This is a genomic window from Klebsiella sp. G-Nf4 (assembly GCF_002810615.1).
GTDB classification, from domain to species: domain Bacteria; phylum Pseudomonadota; class Gammaproteobacteria; order Enterobacterales; family Enterobacteriaceae; genus Klebsiella; species Klebsiella variicola.
The window spans coordinates 562,120-587,570 of the sequence record NZ_PION01000001.1 but is presented as its reverse complement, the minus strand read 5'-3'; the positions used below and the strand labels follow the sequence as shown (position 1 = coordinate 587,570).

Below are 25,451 nucleotides of genomic sequence, written 5' to 3'. Positions count from 1 at the left end.
CGTTTTATTCATCTGTAAAAGTATACGCAATTTAGCTGGATGAATAGTGGCCACAAGGATAACGAGTATCATTCATAGATTAAACATAACAAATCTATCTGACCGCGATATATAAGCATAAATGCCCGAGAGAGCATTTATGCTTTCGGTGATGAACGGAATTGCGATATGTTGTGGCCAGGTACTCCCTGGTGGTAGCTAATCAACGCAAACTATTAGATACAAGGGAAGGGGGAATTGAGACAGAATCTGTCAACATGGAAGCCGGCTGCGTTGGGCGAAGGTGCCATTTATCTTCAGTACACCATTCAACTTCAGCTGGCGCCTCTGTTTATGGACGCGATTGGAACTCGCCATTCGAGTGCGTAAACGATGCTGGCGCCTTTTTGAGAATCACGTCTGTGGCTGATAAAGGCCTGGTTGATACACACTACAGACTGCGCGCTATCAACTTAGCATTTCATCTGGCATCCCGTGACGCGCTCGGTCAGAAAATGCAACAGGCAGTAAGATATGCTGGACAGTACAAGCTGCAGGTGTGCCTGAATGAATTAACCTGGCAGTTACTGTAGGAGAACAGGCTGTAGTGGGCGAAGTGATTGTTAAAAGCCATACGACGTTATTGAGCAAGACAATGCATTTAACATAATATACATTATGCGCACTAATATTGTGGTGGATAAGTTGTAAGGTTTTCTCCTGGATAAGTTACTCGTAGATTCACCATCGCACTGGTCTACGTCGACGATGTGACGAGTCGCCTGATGCAGCTTCGCTTCGTGAAATCGGAATCGTGGCTTTACCCTTTCGGTAAAACTTAACTGGAAGGTTTCGATACGACACCAGACCCGCTAAACAACATGCGGATACCGAGGCCTATCATGACAACGCCTGTAAATCGTTCCTGCCATTTGATAAAGCCTGGGTGTTTACTTAGCCAGTTTCCAAATGTCCCTGATGCCATCGCGACTGACCCCAGGGAAATAATTCCTGCCAGCTTCTGGATACTACCCAGAACAAGCAATTGCAGCCAGACAGGACCCGCGGCAGGATCGACAAACTGAGGAAGAAAAGCGAACATGAACAGCAGGGATTTTGGGTTAGTCAGGCTGTTCAGGGCGCCTTCCTTAACGGCACTCCAGTCAGAAATTTTGGCAGTTTTTCGCAGCCGCGTATCTGTGCCTGAAGTCGCAATCATTTTTATGCCCAGCCACATCAGATAAGCCGCACCAGCCCACCGTAACAGATCTAGCGCGACTGGGCAGGCATGAACAACGGTTACCAGCCCCAGGACCAGAAATGAAACTTGCACAAAACCCGCTACAAATACATTGCCCAGTACCGTAAGCAGTGCGATACGTCTTCCCTGACCGACGCCTCTGGCGATAGTCAACATCATGTCTGGCCCCGGAGAGATCTCCAGAAGCGTTAGCGCGAGGAGGAAAGTTATAAACGTTTCGATAGAAGGCATCGTGTTGGAGTCCGGAAAAATATTTCCGCTACGTTACCTCAGTCCGATTCGAGCCGAAAGCGGAATGTACTGCAGCGTCAGCTTTTGGCACAGAGCAGACAAGCTACCTGAGTTGAAGGTCCGCTATGAGCGAAGAGCGGGCATTTCCTTAAAAGAAAATTTAAATCTAATGCAAAGTAAAACTTAACATTAAATAGATCGGTCAATCTGAATGACTATAATTATTTTAATTTATAAAGAGGCCTGACTAAATATTTTTTCCAAAGCTTCCCTAACAATATACACCTTGGTTGCATCAGAAATTCTACCACCATGTGCTCCTGCCTTTTTGAACAACTCACTGAAAATTTCTTTGATAAGAATTTCATTAACTGCCATTTGAGTTTCTTTATTATATTTATCCATTTCCTGTTGGATTAGTCTTAACATGCTTTCCATTTCAGTAGGTTGCTCATTCATCCATTCAATAAGCGCAGATTCATTAGCAATATCTGGGCTTTCTCTATGGCATTTATTGCATAGCAGAATATAATTTGAGACATCATTACTTCCGCCTAGTGAGTGAGGGATAATATGCGCCCTCTCCAATTTTGAGGATTCGCGGCCACAGCAGACACATACATTGAAATCACACGCATTATCATAGCGCGTATCATCCAAACCTCTTTGAATTCCATTGTCAATCCAGTACTGCCAGATCTTTTTTTTACTTGGTGCGTTTTGTCTAGGAACTACTGCCATATTACTGCTCCTCAAGAATTCAAACAGTTGATTAGAGATCAGCTGACCTGCACCCTATAGATTAACACACTACGCTGTTAGCAACGTCCGCTCATGGCACAGAGCGGAAATTTCATCTTTGCCCTGCCCCGGACATCTGAACTATTACGCTGATGTTGGCCCGACAGTACGCCAGCTGATGACACAACTGCTTTATGGATCCCTGGCAAGTTACGGCCGCGCGTACATCAACCACGCCCGCGTCGGGCCTGTACCACAGAGCTCATCCAAATTGATGTCTGCGGGCATCACGGGTCCGAGTGATCGTAATACGCTTATCGCCCTCCTCCATTTGTCAATATGTGTGCTTTTTGTTGACCTAATTTGACAATTGGTGACCAGGCAGTAATTATCATGTTAATTACTGACCAGGCAGCTATCATGAATACCCCAATCGACTCTTCCCATAAAAACCTGCATCTGGGTTTGCTTTTCCATCTGGCAAACCAGTTTAAGGACCTGCTTATCGGCCATTACTTTGCCGATAGCGGCATTACCGCACCGCAATTTAAGGTATTGATTAATATCTTTAAAGGTAACACCAGCCCGGCAGAAATCTGCAAGAGCCTGCAGATGGATACCGGGGCAATGAGCCGTATGGTTGCACGTATGGTGAAGAACGACCTGGTCGAGCGCCGCCCGAATCCGCACGACAAGCGCCAGGTGATCCTGGCCCTGACGGCAAAAGGTCAGACGCTGTGCAATACGTTTCAGAATGAAGCACTGAATACCATCCTCGCGGACTTAACGGCGCGTCTGACGCCCGAAGAATCCCGGCAGCTCGCAGATATTCTTATCAAAATGCTGCCCGATGAATTCACGGCCCCCCATCGCTAATTAAGGTCACCGGTTATGTCTATGGAAAATAACGCGCCTCCCTCGGACAAACGCCCAGGCAAGCGTACAAGAAACTTCGCCATTTTATTGCTGATCCTGATCCTCGCGGCAGGAGGCTGTCTGGCCTGGTATCTGCTTTACGCCCGCTATTACGAGAGCACCGACGATGCTTACGTCAACGGAAATCAGGTCACCCTGACACCGCAAATCACCGGTACCGTGACTCAGGTGACCGTGGATGAAGGCGATTATGTCGAAAAAGGCCAGCCCCTGGTTCTGCTGGACCCAAGCGATACCGCCATCGCCCTGCAGCAGGCTGAAGCCAATCTCGCCAGCACAGTGCGTCAGGTGCGTGGTCTCTATAGCACTGCCGACAACTACCGTGCACAAGTTGCTGCCAAAAAAGTAGCCCTGCAAACAGCGAAAAGTGACTACGTGCGCCGGGAAAAAATTGTCAGTTCCGGCGCCATTGCGGTGGAAGATCTGGCGCACTACCGTGATGCCGTGACCAGCGCGCAAAGCGATTTACTGGCTGCAGAGCAAGCGCTTAAAACCAATCAGGCGATGGTTGATGACACCGTGGTGGATAACCATCCTGAAGTCAAAACCGCCGTTGCGACGCTGCGCCAACGCTATCTCGATAACTCCCGCAGCACCATTGTTGCGCCCGTCAGTGGTTACGTCGCTAAACGTGCTGTGCAGCTCGGGATGCGTGTCACCTCCGGCACCACGCTGCTTGCCATCGTGCCGCTGAATGAAGTGTGGGTGGATGCCAACTTTAAAGAGAGCCAAATGCGGGACATGCGCATTGGGCAAAAAGTAGAGCTGAATGCGGATCTCTATGGCGATAACGTGAAATATCACGGCACCATCGAAAGTCTCGGCATAGGTACCGGTAGCGCATTCTCACTGTTGCCAGCCCAGAACGCCAGCGGCAACTGGATCAAAATCGTCCAACGCCTGCCGGTACGCATCACGCTTGATCCACATGACATGCAGAAGCATCCGCTGCGTGTGGGTCTGTCGATGAACGCTGAGGTGGATATCCGCAATCAAGGTGGTCACCTTCTGCCACAAAAAACCGTCGAACAGCCGCGATTCCGTACCGATGTGTATGAAACGCCAATGGAAGCAGCCGATAAACTGGTGGCGAAAATCCTTCATGACAACACCAGCGCTGTAGCCCAGCGCTAAGAGAGAAGCTATGTCAGAGCCGAAGGCAGCCTTTACGCCCCCCAGCCTGTTCCTGGCGACGCTTGCCCTGTCGCTGGCGACCTTTATGCAGGTGCTGGACTCCACCATCGCCAACGTGGCGCTGCCGACTATCTCCGGCAACCTGGGCGTTAGCGCCGATCAGGGGACATGGGTTATCACCTCTTTTGCGGTGTGTAACGCTATTGCTCTACCGTTGACAGGCTGGTTTACCCGCCGATTCGGGCAACTGCGGTTGTTTATCGCCTCGGTGATGTTCTTTACCCTGACATCATTTCTGTGCGGCTTCGCCCACAGCATGACGGAGCTCATCATCTTTCGTGCGCTGCAGGGCTTTTTCGCCGGGCCGATGTTCCCGATGTGTCAGACGCTGTTGCTGGTTATCTTCCCGCCGATGAAACGCAGCATGGCGCTGGCGCTGCTGTCGATGGTGACCGTGGTGGCGCCTATCGTGGGGCCTATCACCGGCGGCTGGCTTACCGATAACTACTCCTGGCCGTGGATCTTCTACATCAACGTGCCGATTGGGATTTTCGCCTCTATCGTGGTCTGGTCGCAGCTGCGCATGCGTGAAGAAACAACGCAGTCATCGCCTGTCGACTATATTGGCATCGCGCTGTTGGTGCTTGGCGTGGGCCTGCTGCAGGTGGTGCTGGATAAGGGCAACGACGAAGACTGGTTCTCTTCTACGCCCATTATCGTGATGTCTATTGTCTCGGCGATCAGCCTGATTTGCTTTGTGATGTGGGAGCTGGACGAACGTCACCCGATTGTGAACCTGCGTCTGTTCAAAGACCGCAACTTCGCCATCGGCACGTTGGCGCTGATGCTGGGCTATGCCGCGTTCTTTGCCATCAACATTATTCTGCCGCAGTGGTTGCAGACCCAGATGGGCTACACGGCTATCTGGGCTGGCCTCGCCGCTGCGCCGATGGGCTTCTTACCACTGGTGCTGACGCCGGTTATCGGACGTTACGCCACCAAAGTGGATTTGCGAATTTTATGCTCAGTGTCATTCCTGACAATGGGGGCATCCTGTCTGATGCGCGCGCAGTTCAATACTGACGTGGATTTCCGCACCATCGCCAGCGTGCAGATGTTTATGGGGATTGGCGTGGCCTTCTTCTTCATGCCGCTGACCACCATTGTGCTGTCGAATCTGCACGGTAACGAAGTGGCGGAAGGCTCAGGACTGGCCACGTTCTTTCGCGTACTCGGCGGCTCCTTTGCCTCATCGTTAACCACATGGATCTGGCAGCGCCGTGAAGTTTTCCACCACGCGAATCTGACCGAGAGCGTGACACAGTACAACCCGGCGGCTATGGATTACGTAAATAAGATGGGTGGCCCGACGCAGCAGCATCTTGCGATGATTGACCAGGTGGTTACCCAGCAGGCCTACATGATGTCGACAATCGACTATTTCTGGGTGCTCGGCTGGGGCTTTATGGCGCTGATTATCATCATCTGGTTCACCCGCCCGCCGTTCGTGAAATCGGGTATGCCAGGCGCCCCCACAACAGGTCACTAAACTGAAATTCGCACAGGCAAACTTCGCTGAACGAGCACTGTGTACGGATGGTACTATCGAGCGCCGGGCCAGTGCCTCTTCCCTGCCCTTTATCACGTAAGACCGCCTGGAACGGGCTCTGCAGATGATAAGAGCGTTGAATAACATTGACCCCAATTCTGATAACGGTGTTTGACGTTTACTGCTCAGTTATTTCGCAGCGGCGTCTGCCCAACAGCTGATAACAATTGTCGAGTCCACGGATGGCGTGGCGCCTGAAAAATTTGATCCACACTGCCGCTTTCGACTACCTCGCCGTCTTTCATCACCGCAATACGATGACTCATATGCTGCACCACGCCCAGATCATGAGAGATAAACAGCATTGACAGATGCAAACGGCGTTGCAACGCTACCAATAAATCCAACACTTGCGCCTGGGTGGTTACATCCAGCGCCGACACCGGCTCGTCGCAAATCAGAATATCCGGCTCGCAGGCCAGGGCCTGGGCAATGGCGATACGTTGCCGCTGCCCACCGGAAAGCGTGGCCGGACGTCGTGTCAGCAGATCGGGACTTAAACCAACCAGCGCCAGCAACGCCTGCGCACGTGACAACCGGTCCGCGGCTGTGAGCGTCGTATGCAGGCGCAGAGGCTGTTGCAGCAATTGCGCCACGTTATATTGCGGATTAAATGAACCCAGCGGATCCTGCACAATCGTCTGGATTCGTGCCCGCAACGGCTGCCGCTGACGTTCTGTCAGCCTGCTCCATGGTTGCCCAGCGAGAAGGATCTCGCCCTGTTGCGGTGCCTGCAGCGCCAGCGCCAGTTTGCCTAGCGTGGTCTTGCCGCTACCCGATTCGCCCACAATGCCCAGCGTTTCGCCCTGCGCGACCTCTAACGTCACCTGATTGACGGCCTGCAAGCGACGGCCATCCGGCAGAACATACGCCAGTGATACGTTATCGGCAGCCAGCACGGGTGTGGTGCTGTCGGTACTGATGTTCTCCCGCACTACCGTTTGACCCAGCGGATCGTTTCCTGTTAACCACTTCCCACGCGTGCCGGCAGAGGGAATGGCCGCCAGCAGACGGCGGGTATAAGGGTGTTGCGGTGCATGCAGCACCTGCCGCACCTTGCCGCTCTCCACCGCTTTGCCCTGCCGCATCACCACCACACGGTTGGCAATATCCGCCACCACCGACAAATCATGGGTGATCAGCAGCACGCCATGCCCGGCATCCGCCAGGGCCCTGAATACATTCAAAACTTGTTTTTGTACGGTGGCATCCAGTGCGGTAGTGGGTTCATCGGCAATGAGTAATCGCGGCCCCGCCGCCAGCGCCGATGCGATGAGCGCACGTTGGCGCAGGCCACCGGAGAGTTCATGTGCATACTGCGCCATCCGGTTATGCGGATCGGGGATGCCGGTTTGCGTTAACAGCTCCGCCACGCGTTCGCGAACTGCCGCCCCCCGTTCCAGGCGGTGCGTCAATAACGGCTCCGCGACTTCCTGACCAATCCGGCGCAGCGGGTCAAGCGAGGTCAGTGCATCCTGCAAAACAAAACCAATTTCGCGCCCGCGTAGTTGCTGCCAACGGCGGGCATCGCACGCCAGTAAGTTCTGCGACAGGCCATCGTGCCCCTGCAATATCAGGGACTCGGCGCGAACAGCCGCCCCGGCCCCCGCCAGCCCGACTAGCGTCCGGGCCGTGACGGATTTACCCGAACCGGACTCGCCCACCAAAGCCAGGACTTCACCGGCATGCACGTCAAACGATAAGGCGTTAACCGCCTCAATCACCCCCTGCGACGAGGGGAAGCTGACGCTGAGTTGCGCCACCTGTAACAGCGGTTGCTGGAAGGACTCAGTAGTCATGCGATCCCGCCTTTGGCAATAAGGGTTTGAATACGTCGGCCCAGCAGCGTAATGGCAATCACCGACAGCGCGACAACGCTGGCGGGCAGCAGACTGACCCACGGGGCGCTATCGAGAAAATTACGTCCCTCAGAGAGCAATGCGCCCCACTCCGCCGTCGGCGGAGTCACCCCAAGTCCGAGAAAGCTGAGGGCCGAGGCGGATAATATGGAATACCCTATCCCCACCGTTGCCAGTACCAGCAGCGGGCGCAGCGTATTGGGCACAATATGGCGCAAAATAATCACCATTGGCGGCTCTCCCAGCGCCACCGCATGCTGCACATACCCCGATAACCTGACCTGCAACACTTGCGCGCGCACCAGCCTGGCATAGCCAGCAATGCCGGCCAGTCCGACCGCCAGCAGGGTATTCTCTGGCCCACGCCCCAACACCGTGATAGCCAGCAGCGCCAACAGCAAATCGGGGAACGCCAGCATAATGTCCAGTAGCCGCACGAGTAACTGCCGTACCGCCCTGGGCGCAAGACCTGCCAGTGTCCCCAGCACAATACCGCCCGCACTGGCAATCAGGGTCGCGCCGACCCCAATGCTCAGCGACAGCGAGGTGCCATACACCACGCGGGTAAACACATCACGCCCCAACTGGTCAGTACCGAACCAGTGTCTGAGGTCTGGCGGTTGCAAAATCGCGCTGAAATCCATCTGTTCGGGAGTGTACGGTGTGAATAGCGATGGAAAAAACACCGCCACCACGAGCAGTAGCACCAGTAACAACGGAATGCTGGTACCCGGCGCCAGCCACGGGTTACGATAGCGCCCCCTGTCGCGGCGAGCCACCCGCAGTAAAAGATCACTCATCAGCATGCCCTCGCAGACGTAGACGGGGATCGATCAGTAAATAAAGGGTATCAATCAGTAGGTTAATCACCACAAACGACAGCGCAGAGAACATCACCACCCCCAGCACCAGAGGCATGTCGCGGTTCTCGATTGCCCCGAGAGTGATTTGTCCCAGGCCCGCCCGGCCAAACACCGTTTCGGTCAGAATTGAGCCGCCTAATACGCTGGCCAGCAGCGTCCCCGTCAGCGTCGACACCGCCAGCGAGGCATGGCGCAACGCATGCCGTAAGCGCAGCGTAGTTTCACTCACCCCTCGCGTACGCACGGTCATGGCGAACGGCTGCGAAAGCGCCTCCTCCAGCCCATCACGCAGCACCTGGCTGAGTGTCGCAGCCAGCGGCAGGCTGAGCGTCACCACCGGCAACACAAGGGCGATCCAGCCATCGTTACCGGTCACCGGAAACCATTGCAGTTTGAAACTGAAAATGCTCAACAACACGATACCGATCCAGTACACCGGTGTACTAAGCAGCATCAGCTCCAACCCGGCAAGCAGAGACCGCAGACGCGGATGACGTCCGGCTGTCAGTAATGCGTTAAATACCGCCAGTACCAGCGCCAGCGCCAGGGCGCTGACGGCCAGCGGCACCGTCTCTTTCAACGCTGCGCTAATCACCTGCACAACAGGCTGGCGATACTGGTAACTCACGCCAAGGTTGCCCGTCAACGCCTCGCCACAGTAGCGCAAATATTGCCACCACAGTGGCTTATCCAGGCCGAACTGGCGGGTCAGCGTCTCGCGAAAACTATCATCCACCACGCTGTTGGCGCTGCCTATCAGAATCGCCACAGGATCGCCGGGGATCAGTTTTACCGCAACAAACGTCAGCGTTGCCGCGCCCCACAGCACGGCGAAAATGGTCAGCAGGCGCTTGCCTGCTGCCAGCAGCTTAGCGTTGGATCCAGACATCATAGAAATTCGGCTTCGCGTTCGTGGCCCAGCTAATGCCCTGCACCTGTTTGGCTTTCCCTAACTGATATGCCGGGATGTAAATTGGCACCGCCCAGGCCTGATCGATAATCTGGTGCTGGATGGCATAGTAGATGCGTTTACGCTCGGCTTCGCTGGCACCGACAGCGGTTTCCAGTTGGCTATCCAGCGCTTTTACGCGGCTGAAGTTGTTCCCCTTCGGCGGAATATAGTTGGAGTGGAAAACGGTACGCAGGATGTCCGGCTCCGGGCGAACAAAATAGTTCGAGATAATGTCGTACTGGTTAGCCGCCGTGCGGCTGCTGAGAATGCCTGAATCCACCGGATCGAGTTTCAGTTCAAAACCGGCTTGTTTTACCTGGTATTGAATTGCCTGGAACAGCGTCACGTCAGCGGCTTCGACATCGTTTGAAGAGTAGGTAAATTGCACAGTAAGGCGTTTACCCTCCTTGACCCGGTAGCCTTCGCTATCGGTTTGCTGCCAGCCGGCTTCATCCAGAAGACGGCGGGCTTTTTGCAGATCAAATCCCCACTGGCTGGCAATGGCCGGATCGTAATCCAGCGTCGCTGGTCCAAGAATATTGTCGGCCGGTTTCAGGATGCCAAAGAACGCGGCTTTAACGGCAGTGGTGCGATCAATGGCGCTCTGGAAGGCCTGCCGCACTTTCAGGTCGCTGAAGATCCCTGTGTCGCTATTCAAATAAAGGACGCGTGGAACGCCGGGGTTTTCCCTGGTGATCACATCCAGCTTCGGGTTATTTTTTACCTGCGCATAATTCACCGGCGGAATGGCATCGATCACCTGTACCTGCCCGCTATTCAGCGCGCCAAGCCGCACCGCTGACTCCGGCAGGTACTTAAATTCGATCTTATCCAGCCATGCCGGGCCTTTGTGGGTGGCATAGCCCGGGCCCCAGTTGTAATCGGCGCGCTTGCTGAGTTTACTCCCGCTGCCTTTGACAAACGATTCGAGGATATAGGGACCGGAACCGACCACGGTATTGCTGGTATTCGCCGTTTTCTGCAGATAAGTCGGTGACTGAATACCGAGATACGGCAAGCTCAGCCCCTGCAGCAGCGGTGCGAAAGGCGTTTTATAGCGGATCACCACGGTGTACTCATCTGGCGTAGTGATCGCGTCAATCGGCCCCAACAACGATTTGGAGTAACTGGAGGTGGTTTTCGGATCGAGTATGCGTTCAAAGTTATATTTTACCGCCGCAGCATCCAGTTTCGTGCCATCACTAAAAGTCACATCCTTGCGAAGATGGAAGGTGTATTCGCGGTTATTGTTGTTAATTTCCCAGCGTTCAGCCAGCCATGGAGTAAAGCTGTTATCTTCCGCCTGGCCGACCAGAGAATCCACGACGTTACGCGTAACCAGAGCGGTGACGGAATAAGCGGTAATAGAGGGGTCAATAATCGGGGTATCGCTGCCCAGAGCGACCGTCAGCACCCCCCCCGCGACAGGTTTATCCTGCGCGAGAGCGGTGAAGCTGGCAGTAAGCGTTAGCGCGGAAAGCAGACTGATGCGCAATAAACTGTTCTGTGAATAAATGCTTCGTTTCATCCCTTATCCTTGGCCTGGTTTTTGTTAAATATCTTGCAATTAAAGTCCATTGTAGGGGGAGAGCCGCCGGCGAGTAACGATGGATAATTTATATCGATTTCTGAAAATAGCTTTTGCTTCAGGGGGAAGAAAAGAAAAAAGAGAGCCCCGAGCTACAGGCTCCAAATAAAATAATATAAACTCTCTACCGCCATTATTTCTCTCAAAAGAGTCAGAGGGCAGCTAAATTAACCCTCCGACTTTATTAAGATAAAAATGTGAAATAAGAATCGGCATTAACGGTAATGGTAAGTTTCGCCAACAAGACGCAGAACGTCGAGATAGAACCCGTATTCAGGAGGCGCCGCGTCCGGCGCCCCCTGTGATCCACCTCGCGGCTACTCCTCGTACGCCGCGTGATGGAAATCAATTTCCCACTGCAGCACCTCGCCGTAAAGCGCCGATAACGCCTGCTTTTCGTCTTCACTCAGCGCCATGGCGCAGCGGTCGAGTTCGTTCTTTAGCCAGAGAGCCTGCTGATAAAATTCGTCCTCCGCGTGCATTTCCACCCAGCGTCGTAAATCAGCATCGCTCTGATAATGTTCGCTCGCCCGTCGGCACCAGCAAGAGTACATCCATTCCGCACCGAACATCAGGGTCACAATCTGCTCATAGCTGCCCTCGCGGGCGGTCCGCAGCATACCGTCGCGAAAGCGCCGTACCCCGGGCAAATCATCCGGGAACTCAGCGGGATCGATCTGCCGCGCTGACAACACCTGTTCAAACCACGCGATCTGTATATCAACCAGGGCATTCAGCACGCCAATCAGCCAGCGCTGCTGTTGAATACCCGGCGCTTTGCTGACCCCGAGGGCAAAAATCGCGATTGCCGTCGCGACAAAGTTGCCCTCAAACACCAGATAGCGGTTGAAGACGACTGTCGGCAGACGATCCTGTTCGATATCAGTCACAAACGGGTGCTGCTGCATCGCCTGCCACGCCGGTTGATGTTCGCGCAGCAGGCGTTCGCTAAACGCTTCCATTAAGCTTCCTCCAGCGCGGCCTGCGCGACCGACATAAAATGCTTCACCCGGGCCAGCTCAACATCGTTCCACCAGACGCCATCGACCTTCATTGTACTGGCCACAATGACCCCCTGAGTCCGCCCGAGGATCTGCTTCACGTTAGCCGGCGTCACCCCGGAGCCCACCAGGAGCGGTAGTTCCGTCGCCGCGCGGATCTCGTCAATTTCCGCCATCGTGGCGCTATCGCCCGTACGCTGGCCGGTGGCGATCACCGCGTCAGCCTCGAAGAAATCGACATCGCGCGTCAGCTCCTGAATCGAACGATCGGCGACAATGGCATGGCTACCGTGCTTAACGTGGCTATCGGCAAAAACGCGAATATGTTCAGCGCGCAGCATACTGCGGTAGCGCAGCGCCTTAGCGGCCGCCCCTTCTATAAATCCTTCGTTGGCGATATAGGCGTTGGCCCACTGGTTTACGCGGACGAAATCGGCGCCTCCCGCCAGGGCGATCGCCATTGCCGGGATCGCCGCGTTAGCCAGGACGTTAATACCCAGCGGTACAGCAAAACGCTCACGAACTTTCTCGGTAATGACCGCCATCAGCGCTGAGGTTTCATGGCCGATGTCCTCAGGTTTAGAGAAAGGAATATCGCCATGGTTTTCAATAATCAGACCATGAACACCGCCTGAAATATAATTTTCAGCATCGCGAAGTGCACGTTCAACAATATCAGGGACTGATTTTCCTCGATATTTTGGCGAACCAGGAAATGGGTCGCAATGAATAACACCAATAACAGCTTTTCTTCGTGAAAAAATAGCTTGTATTGCATTCGTTTTTTCTGCTGAGATAGCAACCATCTTATCCATCCTGTTAAGGGAACACTATGCGTGTTTACGTTACTGGTAATATTACCGTAGATGAAACCTGGTCCATTCCGGATATACCGAAAAAAGGGGCTTCCATTCACGGCGTTAAAGTTTCGCAGGATATCGGCGGTAAAGGCGCGAACCAGGCGATTATATTATCCCGCTGCGGAATAGAAACGTGTTTAATTGCCGCCACGGGAAATGACAGCAACGGCGCGTGGATCCGCCAGCAGATAAAAAATGAACCACTGACGCTACTACCCGACGGCCATTTCAATCAACATAGCGATACCTCGATTATTTTAAATAGCGCTGATGGCGACAACGCCATCATTACCACTACGGCGGCTGCCGATACATTCAGCCTGGATGAAATTATTCCGCATATGGCGGATACCGTCGCTGGCGATATTCTGCTACAGCAGGGCAATTTCTCCCTCGATAAAACGCGGGCGCTGTTCCAGTACGCCAAAAGCCGCGGCATGACGACGGTATTCAACCCCTCACCTGTCAATCCTGACTTTTGCCATCTGTGGCCGCTCATCGACATCGCGGTGGTCAATGAATCCGAGGCCGAGCTGCTCCAGCCATACGGGGTGAAAACCTTAGTGATTACCCAGGGCGCCGCAGGCGCCTGGCTGGTCCAGGAGGGCCTGCGTCAGTTTTGTCCCGCCGTGCCCGCCGAGGCGCTTGACACTACCGGCGCGGGCGACACGTTCCTCGCCGTCATGCTGGCCTCTGCCCTGCTGCGCGGCGTCGCGCCGGATGCGCTGGCGCTGGCGCACGCCAGTCGCGCTGCCGCCATTACCGTTAGCCGCCGGGGGACGCTCAGCGCGTTTCCCGGCAGCCGTGAGCTCGCCGCCCTGTTAACCACGGACGGCGCGCGCTGACCTACTTAAACAGCGGACGGTATGAATCGACGTTCGCTTTGGTCACCACCGTCGCCGGAACCAGAATGGTTTTCGGCACGGTTTTACCCGACGTGATGCTGTTCAGCGCATTCAGGGCTTCGGCGCCCATCTTTTCCGGGTCCTGCTGCAGTACGGCGGTGACGTAGCCGCCGTCAATACCGGAAATCGCCTTCGCCGTCAGATCCCAGCCAAAGACTTTAATATCTTTCTGCCGCCCCTGGTTTTCTACGGCGGCGATAGCGCCGAGCAGCGCGGGTTCGCCGGTGGCATAAATCGCTGTCAGATCCGGGTTACCGGTGATCAGGTTTTCCGCCGCGGTCATCGCTTTATCCTGCACGTTCTGCCCGTCGACCACGTTAGCGATGGTAATCTTCGGATTGCTTTTCAGCGTCTCTTCGAACCCTTTCTGCCGCTGGTTCTGAATGGCCGAATTCAGCGCGCCGACAATACCCAGTCGCGCCTGGCCGCCCATCTCTTTCTGCACGTAGTCCACGAAGTATTGACCAATAATTCTGCCGCCTTCAATATTATCAACGCCGACCTGAGCTGCCTGTGGCCCGGCCGGTAATACGGCATCAATCGCAATCACCGGAATGTTTGCGGCGGCGGCTTCTTTAACCGCTGGCATGATCCCGTTAACGTCGATAGCAGCAACCAGAATGCCTTTAACGCCTTGCTGAATATAGTTTTCTATCGCGTCGTTTTGCGCCACGGGATTATCGTTAGAGTTAAAAATAACTAAATCCTTGCCACTGGCTTTGGCCGCATCCTGTGCGCCTTTATTCATCAGATTAAAGAACAGCGCCTGTTGGTTGATTTGTACCAGCGCATAAGTCGGACCGGCAGCGCTGGCGGCAGAAATAAAACTCATTGATGCCAGCATGGTCGTGGCGACAGCAAGTAAACGCAGTTTTCCGGTGTGAAATAACATCATCAGTATCCTCGTCGGGAATAGTTGATAGCCAGCAGAGTTCCGCGCCGCATGCGAACGCAGAAGGATTATTTTTTTGGCGGGCAAATATCGTCTATATCGCCAGAACAATCATTGACCGTTCGGCGGATACCTGCTTAATGTCATCCCGGCAACCGGTCCGTGTCGGTGCGCGACTGGAATAACTTAAACGGGGTTGGGAATGACTTCCCGGATGATGCGGTAAACTGGCTATACAATTCTCCGCAGATTAAAATTTGTCAAGCATTTATTTTTGGTGATTGTGCGCAGAGAAATTGCTGTATCCACCGCGCTTAACTATGTTACAGATAGCCGATTCTGGCAGAAATGGCGCAGGAAATGAGTATAAAACGCGTATTGTTATCCGATGTGGCAAAGCTGGCCGGGCTGTCGAAGGCGACTCTGTCGCGCTATATGAACAACAGTATTGTGCTGCCGCAGGACACCATCGACCGCATCGAAACCGCCATTCGCGAACTGGACTATCGCGGCAATAGCCTGGCACGCCGTCTTAGCAAAGGCGGCAGCGAAACGCTTGGCCTGGTGCTTCCCGATATTACCAACCCCTTCTTTGCCGAACTGGCCGACGCTGCCGAAGAGGCCGCTTCTGCCAGCGGCTACAGCCTGGTGCTGTGTATCACCCGCAACAACCCGGAAAAAGAGTGCCAGTTCATTCGCTGGCTGGATACCTGCCAGGTCGACGGTCTGCTGTTCACCACCAACCGCCCCGATAACGGCCTGCTGCGCAAGGAGGTCCAGCGACACGAACGCATTGTCCTGCTGGATGAAGATATTCCCGGCAGTAAGGTACCGAAAGTGTTTGCCGATAACGTCCAGGGCGGGCGGATCGCCACCGAAAAACTGATCGCCGCCGGGCATCGCCATATCGCTTTCGTCGGTGGCCCGGACAAGCTGATGAGCGTCCGCGAGCGCTATCAGGGCTTTTGCACCGCGATGGAGCAAGCGGGCCTGAGCTGGCCGCCCGAATGGGTGATGTATGGCGACTACCAGCGCGAGTTTGGCCAGCAGGCGCTGCGGTACCTGTTCAGCCAACCGGTTCGCCCTACCGCCGTCTTCGCCGCCAGCGACTATCTGGTGCTCGGTCTGCTCGACGGCTTGCGCGCCAGCGGGCTCCAGGCGCCAGAGGCGCTATCGTTAGTCGGCTTCGATGACGCCAATTATGCCGATTTTACCCAGCCGCGGATCTCCACTATCCGTCAGCCCGCCCGCGAACTGGGCCGCACCGCGGTGAACATCATGATGCGCCTGCTGAACGACGATCCGGATATTCCCGCGGAAACCCGCCTGCCGGTTGAATGGATTGGCCGCGACTCGATCAAGATCTGTTAAGCCCGTCCCAAAATGGCGCAAAAGCGCCCGCTTTTGGCGCAAAAAACGATCAATAACAATTTATTCACTATAATCAGTAAACCGGTTTACCGGATTGTATTCAATTAAGTGTATTGAATACATAAGGTTAAGTTACAGGGCTGCTGTGTGGTTCCTGCCCTGGCACGGATGCTGCAATGTTCATACTGGCGAACAAATATCTTACATAGCGTTTGTCCTGACTGCACTGGCGAGTGCTCTACTCCGCAGGTAAACCGGTTTACTAGATTGTAAACCGTGTCGGGTAGAGTCCCTCCCGCAGGATGGCGAACATTTTCCCGGCCACAGCGATGGGAGTTATCAGATGCAGCAGCCACAAACTACCCCGCCAAGGGTGGAGATGATCAATATCACCAAGACCTACGGGTCGATACGCTCATTGCGCGGAGTCAACCTTGAGCTGGCCCCGGGCGAAGTGCTGGGCTTAGTGGGCGATAACGGCGCGGGGAAATCCACCCTGACCAAAGTGCTCTCTGGCGCGGTGATCCCCTCCAGCGGCACGATTCGTATCGACGGTGAACAGCAGCAGTTTACGAATCCGGCCGATTCGCGCCGTTGCCATATCGAGATGGTCTACCAGGATCTGTCGCTCTGCGACACGGTAGACGTCGCAGGCAATCTGTTTATGGGCCGTGAGCCGATGAAATCGCTCCTCGGCATCCCCTTTCTCGACGAGGCCAAAATGCACGCCGATGCCAGGGAGATGCTTAAAGGGCTCGGGATCTCCATTCCGGATACTCGCCTGCTGGTGCGAAATCTCTCCGGCGGCCAGCGCCAGGCTATTGCCATCGCCCGCGCCGCGGCCTTTGACCCGAAAGTACTGATTATGGATGAACCCACCGCCGCACTGGCCGTCGCGGAAGTTGAAGCGGTTCTGGAGCTCATTCGCCGCGTTTCCGCTCGCGGGGTGAGCGTGATTCTGATTACCCACCGCCTGCAGGACCTGTTCCTGGTCTGTGACCGGATCATGGTGATGTATGAAGGTACCAACGTCGCCGACAGACGGGTGTCCGACACCAGCCTGAGCGATATCGTTAACCTGATTGTGGGCGAAAAATTCACCGCCCGCTCTGCGGCAGCACATTGAGGTAACAGGATGAGTATCATGAACTTAAGCAGCTCACGCATGATCCAGCATTCGCTGCCGCGCCGCCTGCTGCATAACCACTCAGGCGTGGTCAGCATCGCGCTCTTTTTCGTCTTCTGCTGCGTGGTGTTTTCGCTGATCACCAGCAACTTTCTCACCGGCACCAACTGGCTCAACATTATCCGTCAGAGCGCCCCGCTGCTGATCGTCGCGACGGCAATGACCCTGGTCATTACCACCGGCGGTATCGATCTGTCGGTGGGCTCCACCCTGGCGCTGGTCGGCGCACTCTCCGCTATCGCCCTGAATAACTGGGGGCTGCCGTGGCCGGTGGTACTCCTCGGCGGCCTGCTGCTCGGCGGATTCGTTGGCGCCATCAACGGCTTCTTTATTGCCTATGAAGGCATTCCGGCGTTTATCGTCACGCTCGCCACCCTGGCCGTGGTTCGCGGTATCGCGCTGCTGGTCACCCAGGGCTACTCGATTCCGGTGCCGGCTGACAGCCTGTTTACCTTTATCGGACGCGCGTGGGTAGTTGGTATCCCTATGCCCGCGCTGATCGGCATGATGATTCTGGTGATCGGGCATATCGTTCTCAACCATATGCGCTTTGGCCGTTACGTGACCGCTATCGGCGCCAACGCCGAAGGCGCTCGACGCAGCGGTATTAACACCAAAGCGGTGACCATGAAGGTCTATATCATCAGCGGAATGGCCGCCGCGCTGGCGGGGATGATCATTACCGCACGCCTCGGCAGCGGCTCCTCCAACCAGGGCGAAGGCTTTGAACTGCAGGTCATTGCTGCCGTTGTGCTAGGCAGCACCAGTCTGTTTGGCGGCTTCGGGACTATTATTGGCACGCTGCTGGGCGCACTGTCGATTGCGGTCATTCAGAACGGGCTGATCCTGTCGCATATTTCGCCGTTTTACACCCAGATAGCCACCGGCACCATTATCCTGCTGGCTATCTGGCTGAACACCCGCATTCTCAACCCGACGCGCTCCGCGGCAAAAGGATAGCTGATGAAAGGATCAATTTTTCGCCATCCCTCCCCGCTGCCGGTCGGCGTCAGCAGCGGTTACGTGATGACTGTGCTTGGCCCGCTGCCGATTAACGAAATGGGCGTTACCCTGATGCATGAGCATATTCTGCTGGATGCCTCCGGCAAATGGGTGCCGCCCTGCTGCTGTAGCGATCGCCATCTTGCCGAAATGCCGGTGAAAATGGAAAACCTTGGCGAACTGTCGCTCAACCCGCTGATGAGCCGCGATAACTGTCAGCTGTTTGATGTTGACGTTGCGATTGACGAGCTGACTAAATATCGCGCCCTTGGCGGAGAAACGGTGGTCGACCCGACCAATATCGGCATTGGCCGCGATCCGAAAGCGCTGGCGCGCATCGCGCGTCTGACCGGTCTGAACATCATTATGGGGACCGGGCTCTATCTGGAACCTTCGCACCCCGAGTGGGTAAAAATCAGCAGCGTCGAACAACTGACTGAACGGCTGATTTACGATCTTGGCGGCGCGGAGGAGAAACCGGAGGTGCTCGCCGGACTTATCGGCGAAATCGGTATCTCCAGCCGCTTTACGCCGGATGAGGAGAAATCCCTGCGCGCTGCGGGTCGGGCCAGCGCCGCGACCGGCGTGCCGATCGAGGTCCATCTGCCTGGCTGGGAGCGGCTGGGCCATCGGGTGCTGGATATTCTCGAGCAGGAAGGCGCCGATTTGCGCCATACCGTGCTGTGCCATATGAATCCCAGCTTTGCCGATAAGCGCTACCAGCGCGAACTGGCGCAGCGCGGGGCGTTTCTTGAGTACGACATGATCGGCATGAGCTATTACTACGCCGACGAATCGGCGCAGTCGCCCTCCGACGAGGAGAATGCCCGTGCGATCCGCGAGCTGATTGACGACGGCTATATCCAGCAAATTCTGCTGTCGCAGGACGTCTTCCTGAAAACCATGCTCACCCGCTACGGCGGCCACGGTTATGGCTACATATTCAAGCATTTTGTTCCGCGTCTGCGGCGCCACGGCGTCAGCGGCGAACAACTTGAAACCTTAATGATTGGAAACCCCCAGCGGGTCTTTGGCGGATAAAAGGAAACGTCATCATGCAGAAAAAAATCTTACTGGTCGGTGAGTCCTGGACCAGCACGTCAACGCACGTTAAAGGCTTCGACCAGTTTGCCACCGCCACCTGGCACACCGGCGCAACGGACTTTCTGGCCGCGCTCGCCGACAGTCCCTATGCCATTACCTATATGCCCGCCCACGCGGCAGCGACCGACTTTCCGCTAACGCTGGAAGCGCTGCAGGAGTGGGATGCGATTATTCTCTCGGACATTGGCGCCAATACGCTGCTGTTGCATCCGGACACCTGGCTGAAGAGCCGCCGAACCGCCAACCGTTTAACGCTCCTGCATGATTACGTGGCCGGCGGGGGGGCGCTGATGATGATCGGCGGCTATTACAGCTTCCAGGGAATCAACGGCGGCGCGCGCTATCGCCATACCGCGGTGGAGAAAGTGCTGCCGGTACGCTGCCTGGCCTGGGACGATCGCATTGAAACCCCGGAAGGCTGCTATGCCGAAGTGACGGAATCTCACCGCCTGTTTAACGATATTCCGGGCGAATGGCCGTGGCTGCTGGGCTATAACGAAGTTGAAATGCACCCGGAAGGTAAACTGCTGGCGACCGTGGCCGGTACCGGTCATCCGCTGCTGGCTGTTCGCGAATATCAGCAGGGTCGCTCGCTGGTGTGGACCAGCGATATGTCAGCGCACTGGCTGCCGGAAGAGTTTGCCAAATGGCCCGGCTATCGCCAGCTGTGGATTAACTGCCTCGACTGGCTGACGGAACGCCGCTGATGACCACGACCCTTGAGCTCGCCCGGCAGCTGTTGGGCTTTAACACCATTAACCCGCCGGGTAGCGAAGTCGACTGCATGCGGTTCTTCGCCGACTGGCTTGAAGATAGCGGTTTTGAGGTTTCGCTGTCGTCGTTCGGCGAGGGACGCTGCAATCTTATCGCCAGCCTTCCCGGGGCGAAGCGCGGTAAACCGCTGGCCTTTACCGGCCATCTGGATACCGTCCCGCTGGGAAATGCCCGCTGGCAGTACGATCCTTTTGGCTCGCAGATGGAAGATGGGCGTCTTTATGGCCGCGGATCCAGCGATATGAAAGCGGCGATAGCGGCGTTTGCCGTCGCCTGCGTTCATCAGCGGGAAGCGATCCTCGCCGGACGCGGCGCGGTATTGCTGATAACTGGCGGAGAAGAGACCGGCTGCGACGGCGCGCGAGCGCTGATCGCCTCCGCGACGTTGCCAGAGGTGGGCGCGCTGATCGTCGGTGAGCCCACCGCTAACTATCCGGTTATCGGCCATAAAGGCGCGCTCTGGCTACGCTGCGAAACGCGGGGGAAAACCGCCCACGGCGCGATGCCGGAGCTGGGGATCAATGCTATCTATCTTGCGGCGGATGCGCTGGGTAAGATTCAGCATTTTTCGCCCGGCGCGCCGCATCCGCTAATGAAGAAACCCACCCTCAACATCGGACGCATAGAAGGCGGAATCAATATTAATTCCGTACCGGACCGCACGCGTTTTGATGTCGATATCCGCAGCGCGCCCAATTTACAGCACGCCACTATCCGGGAGCGCTTGACGACGCTGCTTGGCGAAAGCGTCACCGTCTCCACGCTGGTCGACCTGCCCGCCGTCCTGAGCCGGGCGGATCACGCGTGGATAAAGCAGGTTTACCAACGCTGTCAGCCGCTGCACGCTGAGCCGATTGCGCCGCGCGTGGTGCCCTACTTTACCGACGCCTCGCTGCTGCTGCCTGCATTGGGCGATCCGCCCTGTATTATTCTCGGCCCCGGCGAGCCGTCGATGGCGCATCAAACCGACGAGTACTGCCTGCTCAGCCGACTGGCGGAGGCAGAACAGCTATACGGTGACATTATTCGCGACTGGATGGCATCACCGCCCGCGACGAAAGTAAAAAATGAGTGACACTGTCACTGAAAGCGTGTGCCATGCAATCAGCGTTTGAATAATATCGCGGAATAACAGAGGATAACCGCCTCGTACACGACGGTACCACCACCAGCAAGGAGGCTTACCATGACCGTGATAATCAACGCGGTGCTCGTTTGCACCCTCTCTTTACTCCTTTCCGCCTGCTCGGGTCGTGCTTCTGCGCCGGACAGCGCCGAAGACGCTAAAATATCGGCGGAAGTGGATAAGATGCTTCGCGATTATCAAACGGGTTCCGATACTTCACCCCAGGCCAATGCCTCACGCTATCTGGCGCGGATCCAGGCGGCTATCTTCGCTAACATAGACCAGTCGGCCTCCTGGCAAGGGCAAAAATGCTCGGTGCGCTTTACGCTACAGCGTGACGGGACAGTGCAGGATCCAACGGTCGAGAGCGGCGATCGGCCATTCTGCGCGCAGGTGATGTCCGCGCTGAAAAAAGCCAACATCCCGCCCGCGCCGGACGAAAAAACCTATCAAACATTCAGTCATGTCGTGCTGGACGTGAAGCTCTGAGACGTGTCTTAGCATATTCTCGCAGCGGCCATTTGGCCCCTGGGCCATTTTCAGAACGCCACATAGCCGCCGAAATAGTAGCGTTGCTCTCTTAGCATCGCCTGCCGGGTGAGATCAGACCATAAATCGCTCTGAGGTGTTTGTTAAATCTACGGCTATTTACTCCAGAGCTGAGATTAATGCCAGGGTAAGTGGTTCTTCTTCAAATCATCCTGAATGCGAGTTTTTAGAGAGTTGATAAGCATCGCGAGAAGCTTATTTCTGATAAAAGGCAATGCTAGAAACCATGCTAAAAAACCCGAGAATTTTACCGTCCTTATGGACGCACTCAAGGCAACCCTGAGACGTTTATCCGCCTTCTCCATCAGTTGGTCAATATCTATTGATATCGTCGGCCACGCAGGCAAAGGTTCTTCCTGCTGAACGGCCTCGACTAGCGGAATGATCGGATACTCACCTTTACCTGTTGGGGTATGAGTATCGCCTGCAACAAACAAAGGATTCTCCGACTTAAGTGAGAAATGTTCCCGCAAAAACTGCTGACAATTCCGCCTCCCTAGCATGTAATCGTGGTGGCGATATTCTTCACTTAGAAAACCGCCAAACCCACCCAACGAGCCGCTGGCCATCGCGTTTTCAGTTGATACAGGATTGTTAGAATCCACCGAACGAACCGGAGAAATCAGGAAACGGCTGTAAACCTCATCATCCATCGCCAGCGCCAGGTCGTCGGGATTAAACCTGAGTTGCTGATAGGCGGTCATGAAGATACCTTTGACGCTGCTAACCAGCGTGAGTGGTTCGGACATGACCTCCCTGTCGGAGATCGCTGTTTTCGGAAAAGGATCCATCAGGATTGTCGCCCTGTTGGCCTTTCTCCCGTCACGTGGATTGCTACAGGCAAGCCCCGCCATTTCCTTTCTGGCAAGCTCCATCGGTTCGTTGTCAAGGATGCCACCATCAGCGATGTACTCATTAATAGTGACTGGCAAAGGCGAAGGCCAGTGTGGCTTCAACTGTCGAACTTTAATATTTGGCTCTCCGGGGGCGGTGGTTATCACAAAACGGTAGTTCAGCGCATTTGGATCGCGTTTTTCCAACCGCGGAGCTAACGCTAACGGAAACGCCCCGGAAGCAAGAGCGGCATTGCCTAATTCAACCCAACTGGCCACCTGAGTCCTTTTGATATATGAAGGATCAAGAGGAATATCGTCCGGTCTGCGTTTAAAGATAGTCTGCCCTTTATAGTTTACCGAAAAACTGGCCCAGGTTCTGTGCAGAACCATCGACTGGCCTGCATCAGCATTCCCCTTGATCGAAAAATAGTAGGGGCTTCCTTGTAAGCTGGTTTGAGTGAAGATAAAACGAACTCGATCATGCAGGTAGGGACGATCGATAGGTACTGAAGCGTAATTCAGAGCTTTGTTAGCGATGGCCTGCAATACATTGCAATTAAGCAACGAAGTTACCACACCACTCTGTTCAATATCATCGGTGGTCAACAGCTTAGAAATATCAATATCTTTGACCCAACCGGTGTAAAACGGATTGTTCAGTGAAGCCGGATCCATACCCGGTCGAAGGTGAGGGAAATCATATTGTAGCGCTCCTGCGGCAATTGCCGCATTCATACTCCCTGCTGATGCACCGGCAATAACCCGAATGCGCACTTTATGATGAGGCACATTTTTATTTCCTTTAGCCTTCTCTTTTTCCCATGCATCCAGCGTCTCAAACAAAAAATCGAGAGCTCCGGCTGTATGGTTACCCGCAGAAATTGCCCCGGCCATCACCAGAGCAATTTCAAACACGTTGTTTTCCGGTTGCGGTTCCTCAATCTGATAAGGAACTGTACCGTCCTGAGGATTGTTATCCGGAATGTAATATCTATCATCATCTCTCAACATTGCATTGTATCCCCGTATTAGATTTTATCCGCCCGGTTCTTTAGGAGCGCAATAACACCCTGGCCATCTTTAATAAAACCGTTGCTGTCAAGCTCGTATTCCTGCAGGCTGACGCCGAAAGAGACGGTATTGCCCACATTTCCGCCCATCACGCGCACCACGCTGTCGCGGGCTTCAACGACGATATCGGAGTGGCTGTTATAACTGGCATGATTCTCAGCGTAATAGAAGGTGAATTTATTACCCTGCCGATTACGTTGAATAATATCGCCTAACGCGGGTTTTTGTTCGTTAATGGCATATCCCCAGAATGGTTTATTTGCCTGCTGAGTATATCTGGCCTTAATGGCGTTATTGACGAAGACAGAATGACTGGAGGAAAACATAAAGTTTTCATATTTTTTTCCGGCCTGACGTACGACCCAGGAAATAAAAGCTGCAGACCACGGCACATCTTCACCATTAGCATCTCGGCTGCGCCCGTCATAGGGTTGCCCAATCGCCGCCCACATTTCACGAACATAACGGTAGAAAGGCGCCTGCTTTTCATCGCCTTTACCTTTATCAAAGCGCCGCCATTCTGCAATGGCGGCCTGGATCAGCACTTCCACCTGAGTACTCGCCGGTTCGCGCAGATATTTACCGAAGACCACGCCTTTGTCGCTGCCGATCACAACATCCCGCCAGCCCGAGACCGTACTTTCACCTTTATCCTGCAGCGCCTCACCCAGGGTCAGTTCGCGAAGGATGGTGCCATTGGGCTTATTTCGCAGGTGCAGTCCATCGGTCGCGACAATGCGGTTTGTGGACGACGTGGCAACAGAAAACGGATTTAGTACGGCAAGCGATGGGATCAGCGTCAGCGCGCCATTACCCACTACACTGCCTTTTCCCTTCTCATCCAGGGTGAATGCGCCCAGCTGCGACGGGCTCAGACGAAGAATATTGCGGTCATAGCCTACCTTGCTCGCCGCATGTTTTTGCTCTGGCGGTACCTGAAGCAGCGCCCATTTGTTGCTATAAAAGAATGCCTGGGTGCCCAGAAAGGCGCGAGACATCGACAGCCACGGGATGGATATCAGTTTTTCTTCCAAAAGCTTGGACAGCACAGCCCCGCTACCATAGGCACCAATCGCAAAGGCCGTACCTATGGTCTGCTGCACTGCTTGAAAGTAGTCGAGGATCGGCCCGTCAATTTCCCTGACGCTACAATCCATATCAACCGAAAAGAGAATTGTGCTGCCCAGATTCGCGGGCTGGCCTATCGCCGCTGCAAATTTCAGCGCGCTTTTCGCATGGATCTGCCCTGCAGCAGCTGAAAAGCGGGAAATGTCGTTGCCGTGATCCTGAAAGATGGGAAGCAGGGAAAGCCCCTGAGCGGAAAGGAATTGAGCTTCCTCTTTAGTCAGTGTTTTTTCATTGGTGCTGTCAGAGGCATAGTAGCGAATAACGGTCGAGACCGTATTTTTCTTCAGATATTCAATAAATACGGCCTGCTTTGCCGACAGGCGAACGTTCACATCTACGGCGGACCAGCCGCTGGCTTGTCCAAAATCATCTTTATATGACATAGACCACCCATGCAAATTAATAAGTCTGCTATTAAAAAGCTACGTATCGGAAGGAAGTGATGCAAAAAGCATCAGCTGAATATCTGGAATAGCATAGTCAATAATTAAAA

22 protein-coding genes and 1 pseudogene are annotated in these 25,451 nt (G+C 54.7%); 11 read left to right on the top strand and 12 right to left on the bottom strand.

Annotated elements, in window-relative coordinates; genetic code table 11:
• Positions 1–447 precede the first annotated feature (447 nt).
• The 3 genes and pseudogenes from CWM57_RS27375 to CWM57_RS02885 form a co-directional block, all read right to left on the bottom strand.
• Positions 448–613: pseudogene (locus CWM57_RS27375) on the bottom strand (hypothetical protein).
• A gap of 204 nt (positions 614–817) precedes the next feature.
• Positions 818–1,471 (bottom strand): LysE family translocator, encoded by a 654-nt coding sequence (locus tag CWM57_RS02895; protein ID WP_042947498.1) that lies wholly within the window; start codon positions 1,469–1,471, stop codon positions 818–820.
• A 231-nt stretch (positions 1,472–1,702) separates the two neighbouring features.
• The gene (locus CWM57_RS02885; protein ID WP_100675588.1) at positions 1,703–2,212 is read right to left on the bottom strand and encodes an HNH endonuclease; all 510 of its coding nucleotides are present in this window, start codon (positions 2,210–2,212) and stop codon (positions 1,703–1,705) included.
• A gap of 420 nt (positions 2,213–2,632) precedes the next feature.
• Here CWM57_RS02885 and CWM57_RS02880 point away from each other — a divergent pair, with 420 nt between their 5' ends.
• The 3 genes from CWM57_RS02880 to CWM57_RS02870 are packed head-to-tail and all read left to right on the top strand — an operon-like array spanning position 2,633 to position 5,831.
• Positions 2,633–3,088, top strand: coding sequence for a MarR family winged helix-turn-helix transcriptional regulator (locus CWM57_RS02880; protein WP_008804876.1), 456 nt, complete (start codon positions 2,633–2,635; stop codon positions 3,086–3,088).
• Between the two features lie 15 nt (positions 3,089–3,103).
• Entirely contained in the window at positions 3,104–4,282 is a 1,179-nt protein-coding gene (locus tag CWM57_RS02875) for an efflux RND transporter periplasmic adaptor subunit (protein WP_206052720.1), read from the top strand.
• 10 nt (positions 4,283–4,292) lie between these two features.
• Positions 4,293–5,831, top strand: coding sequence for a DHA2 family efflux MFS transporter permease subunit (locus tag CWM57_RS02870; RefSeq protein WP_100675586.1), 1,539 nt, complete (start codon positions 4,293–4,295; stop codon positions 5,829–5,831).
• A 185-nt stretch (positions 5,832–6,016) separates the two neighbouring features.
• On the opposite strand, the gene CWM57_RS02865 is transcribed toward CWM57_RS02870, so the two are convergent.
• The 6 genes from CWM57_RS02865 to CWM57_RS02840 all read right to left on the bottom strand — a co-directional run bounded on the left by CWM57_RS02865 (position 6,017) and on the right by CWM57_RS02840 (position 12,960).
• Positions 6,017–7,690: a dipeptide ABC transporter ATP-binding protein gene (locus CWM57_RS02865; RefSeq protein WP_100675585.1), complete on the bottom strand. Its 1,674-nt coding sequence runs from the start codon at positions 7,688–7,690 to the stop codon at positions 6,017–6,019.
• Positions 7,687–8,550 (bottom strand): ABC transporter permease, encoded by an 864-nt coding sequence (locus tag CWM57_RS02860; protein ID WP_077268388.1) that lies wholly within the window; start codon positions 8,548–8,550, stop codon positions 7,687–7,689. The genes CWM57_RS02865 and CWM57_RS02860 overlap by 4 nt, the downstream gene beginning before the upstream one ends.
• Complete coding sequence (locus CWM57_RS02855; protein ID WP_077268387.1) at positions 8,543–9,505, bottom strand: ABC transporter permease; 963 nt, start codon at positions 9,503–9,505, stop codon at positions 8,543–8,545. Before CWM57_RS02855 ends, CWM57_RS02860 begins: the two co-directional genes overlap by 8 nt.
• Positions 9,483–11,093: an ABC transporter substrate-binding protein gene (locus CWM57_RS02850; protein WP_061154583.1), complete on the bottom strand. Its 1,611-nt coding sequence runs from the start codon at positions 11,091–11,093 to the stop codon at positions 9,483–9,485. Before CWM57_RS02850 ends, CWM57_RS02855 begins: the two co-directional genes overlap by 23 nt.
• A 377-nt stretch (positions 11,094–11,470) precedes the next feature.
• Complete coding sequence (locus CWM57_RS02845; protein WP_074385844.1) at positions 11,471–12,115, bottom strand: TenA family protein; 645 nt, start codon at positions 12,113–12,115, stop codon at positions 11,471–11,473.
• Positions 12,115–12,960 carry a BtpA/SgcQ family protein gene (locus CWM57_RS02840; protein WP_100675584.1) on the bottom strand — a complete coding sequence of 282 codons (846 nt, stop codon included), beginning with the start codon at positions 12,958–12,960 and terminating at the stop codon, positions 12,115–12,117. The genes CWM57_RS02845 and CWM57_RS02840 overlap by 1 nt, the downstream gene beginning before the upstream one ends.
• A 26-nt stretch (positions 12,961–12,986) precedes the next feature.
• On the opposite strand from CWM57_RS02840, the gene CWM57_RS02835 reads away from it, so the two are divergent.
• Positions 12,987–13,859: a PfkB family carbohydrate kinase gene (locus CWM57_RS02835; RefSeq protein ID WP_100675583.1), complete on the top strand. Its 873-nt coding sequence runs from the start codon at positions 12,987–12,989 to the stop codon at positions 13,857–13,859.
• Position 13,860: 1 nt separating this feature from the next.
• Here the strand turns inward: CWM57_RS02835 and CWM57_RS02830 are convergent, their stop codons facing one another.
• Complete coding sequence (locus CWM57_RS02830) at positions 13,861–14,814, bottom strand: substrate-binding domain-containing protein (protein ID WP_004151648.1); 954 nt, start codon at positions 14,812–14,814, stop codon at positions 13,861–13,863.
• Positions 14,815–15,159: 345 nt separating this feature from the next.
• Between CWM57_RS02830 and CWM57_RS02825 the strand changes: the two genes are divergently transcribed.
• The 7 genes from CWM57_RS02825 (at position 15,160) to CWM57_RS02795 (ending at position 21,863) form a co-directional block, all read left to right on the top strand.
• Entirely contained in the window at positions 15,160–16,182 is a 1,023-nt protein-coding gene (locus tag CWM57_RS02825; protein WP_004190069.1) for a LacI family DNA-binding transcriptional regulator, read from the top strand.
• A gap of 379 nt (positions 16,183–16,561) precedes the next feature.
• The gene (locus tag CWM57_RS02820) at positions 16,562–17,308 is read left to right on the top strand and encodes an ATP-binding cassette domain-containing protein (RefSeq protein WP_165784150.1); all 747 of its coding nucleotides are present in this window, start codon (positions 16,562–16,564) and stop codon (positions 17,306–17,308) included.
• Positions 17,309–17,326: 18 nt separating this feature from the next.
• A complete protein-coding gene (locus CWM57_RS02815) occupies positions 17,327–18,328 on the top strand; it encodes an ABC transporter permease (protein WP_016161045.1) in 1,002 nt (333 codons plus the stop codon).
• Between the two features lie 3 nt (positions 18,329–18,331).
• The gene (locus tag CWM57_RS02810; RefSeq protein ID WP_100675582.1) at positions 18,332–19,411 is read left to right on the top strand and encodes a phosphotriesterase; all 1,080 of its coding nucleotides are present in this window, start codon (positions 18,332–18,334) and stop codon (positions 19,409–19,411) included.
• A gap of 14 nt (positions 19,412–19,425) precedes the next feature.
• Complete coding sequence (locus CWM57_RS02805) at positions 19,426–20,181, top strand: glutamine amidotransferase (RefSeq protein WP_100675581.1); 756 nt, start codon at positions 19,426–19,428, stop codon at positions 20,179–20,181.
• A complete protein-coding gene (locus CWM57_RS02800; protein WP_100675580.1) occupies positions 20,181–21,323 on the top strand; it encodes a M20 family metallopeptidase in 1,143 nt (380 codons plus the stop codon). The genes CWM57_RS02805 and CWM57_RS02800 overlap by 1 nt, the downstream gene beginning before the upstream one ends.
• A gap of 111 nt (positions 21,324–21,434) precedes the next feature.
• Complete coding sequence (locus CWM57_RS02795) at positions 21,435–21,863, top strand: cell envelope integrity TolA C-terminal domain-containing protein (protein ID WP_100675579.1); 429 nt, start codon at positions 21,435–21,437, stop codon at positions 21,861–21,863.
• Between the two features lie 176 nt (positions 21,864–22,039).
• Here CWM57_RS02795 and CWM57_RS02790 read toward each other — a convergent pair whose 3' ends face one another.
• Both CWM57_RS02790 and CWM57_RS02785 read right to left on the bottom strand, forming a co-directional pair.
• The gene (locus CWM57_RS02790; RefSeq protein WP_077268386.1) at positions 22,040–23,770 is read right to left on the bottom strand and encodes a patatin-like phospholipase family protein; all 1,731 of its coding nucleotides are present in this window, start codon (positions 23,768–23,770) and stop codon (positions 22,040–22,042) included.
• A 17-nt stretch (positions 23,771–23,787) separates the two neighbouring features.
• A complete protein-coding gene (locus CWM57_RS02785; protein ID WP_100675578.1) occupies positions 23,788–25,341 on the bottom strand; it encodes a DUF2272 domain-containing protein in 1,554 nt (517 codons plus the stop codon).
• Positions 25,342–25,451: the final 110 nt, after the last annotated feature.

What these genes read in the sequence shown, in the direction of transcription:
- CWM57_RS02810 (WP_100675582.1), top strand. Translation starts at nt 18,332, where the DNA reads ATGAAAGGATCAATTTTTCGCCATCCCTCCCCGCTGCCGGTCGGCGTC.
- CWM57_RS02795 (WP_100675579.1), top strand. Translation starts at nt 21,435, where the DNA reads ATGACCGTGATAATCAACGCGGTGCTCGTTTGCACCCTCTCTTTACTC.
- CWM57_RS02805 (WP_100675581.1), top strand. Translation starts at nt 19,426, where the DNA reads ATGCAGAAAAAAATCTTACTGGTCGGTGAGTCCTGGACCAGCACGTCA.
- CWM57_RS02895 (WP_042947498.1), bottom strand. Translation starts at nt 1,471, where the DNA reads ATGCCTTCTATCGAAACGTTTATAACTTTCCTCCTCGCGCTAACGCTT.
- CWM57_RS02855 (WP_077268387.1), bottom strand. Translation starts at nt 9,505, where the DNA reads ATGATGTCTGGATCCAACGCTAAGCTGCTGGCAGCAGGCAAGCGCCTG.
- CWM57_RS02800 (WP_100675580.1), top strand. Translation starts at nt 20,181, where the DNA reads ATGACCACGACCCTTGAGCTCGCCCGGCAGCTGTTGGGCTTTAACACC.
- CWM57_RS02885 (WP_100675588.1), bottom strand. Translation starts at nt 2,212, where the DNA reads ATGGCAGTAGTTCCTAGACAAAACGCACCAAGTAAAAAAAAGATCTGG.
- CWM57_RS02870 (WP_100675586.1), top strand. Translation starts at nt 4,293, where the DNA reads ATGTCAGAGCCGAAGGCAGCCTTTACGCCCCCCAGCCTGTTCCTGGCG.
- CWM57_RS02835 (WP_100675583.1), top strand. Translation starts at nt 12,987, where the DNA reads ATGCGTGTTTACGTTACTGGTAATATTACCGTAGATGAAACCTGGTCC.
- CWM57_RS02840 (WP_100675584.1), bottom strand. Translation starts at nt 12,960, where the DNA reads ATGGTTGCTATCTCAGCAGAAAAAACGAATGCAATACAAGCTATTTTT.
- CWM57_RS02785 (WP_100675578.1), bottom strand. Translation starts at nt 25,341, where the DNA reads ATGTCATATAAAGATGATTTTGGACAAGCCAGCGGCTGGTCCGCCGTA.
- CWM57_RS02880 (WP_008804876.1), top strand. Translation starts at nt 2,633, where the DNA reads ATGAATACCCCAATCGACTCTTCCCATAAAAACCTGCATCTGGGTTTG.
- CWM57_RS02865 (WP_100675585.1), bottom strand. Translation starts at nt 7,690, where the DNA reads ATGACTACTGAGTCCTTCCAGCAACCGCTGTTACAGGTGGCGCAACTC.
- CWM57_RS02860 (WP_077268388.1), bottom strand. Translation starts at nt 8,550, where the DNA reads ATGAGTGATCTTTTACTGCGGGTGGCTCGCCGCGACAGGGGGCGCTAT.
- CWM57_RS02825 (WP_004190069.1), top strand. Translation starts at nt 15,160, where the DNA reads ATGGCGCAGGAAATGAGTATAAAACGCGTATTGTTATCCGATGTGGCA.
- CWM57_RS02875 (WP_206052720.1), top strand. Translation starts at nt 3,104, where the DNA reads ATGTCTATGGAAAATAACGCGCCTCCCTCGGACAAACGCCCAGGCAAG.
- CWM57_RS02850 (WP_061154583.1), bottom strand. Translation starts at nt 11,093, where the DNA reads ATGAAACGAAGCATTTATTCACAGAACAGTTTATTGCGCATCAGTCTG.
- CWM57_RS02830 (WP_004151648.1), bottom strand. Translation starts at nt 14,814, where the DNA reads ATGATGTTATTTCACACCGGAAAACTGCGTTTACTTGCTGTCGCCACG.
- CWM57_RS02815 (WP_016161045.1), top strand. Translation starts at nt 17,327, where the DNA reads ATGAACTTAAGCAGCTCACGCATGATCCAGCATTCGCTGCCGCGCCGC.
- CWM57_RS02820 (WP_165784150.1), top strand. Translation starts at nt 16,562, where the DNA reads ATGATCAATATCACCAAGACCTACGGGTCGATACGCTCATTGCGCGGA.
- CWM57_RS02845 (WP_074385844.1), bottom strand. Translation starts at nt 12,115, where the DNA reads ATGGAAGCGTTTAGCGAACGCCTGCTGCGCGAACATCAACCGGCGTGG.
- CWM57_RS02790 (WP_077268386.1), bottom strand. Translation starts at nt 23,770, where the DNA reads ATGTTGAGAGATGATGATAGATATTACATTCCGGATAACAATCCTCAG.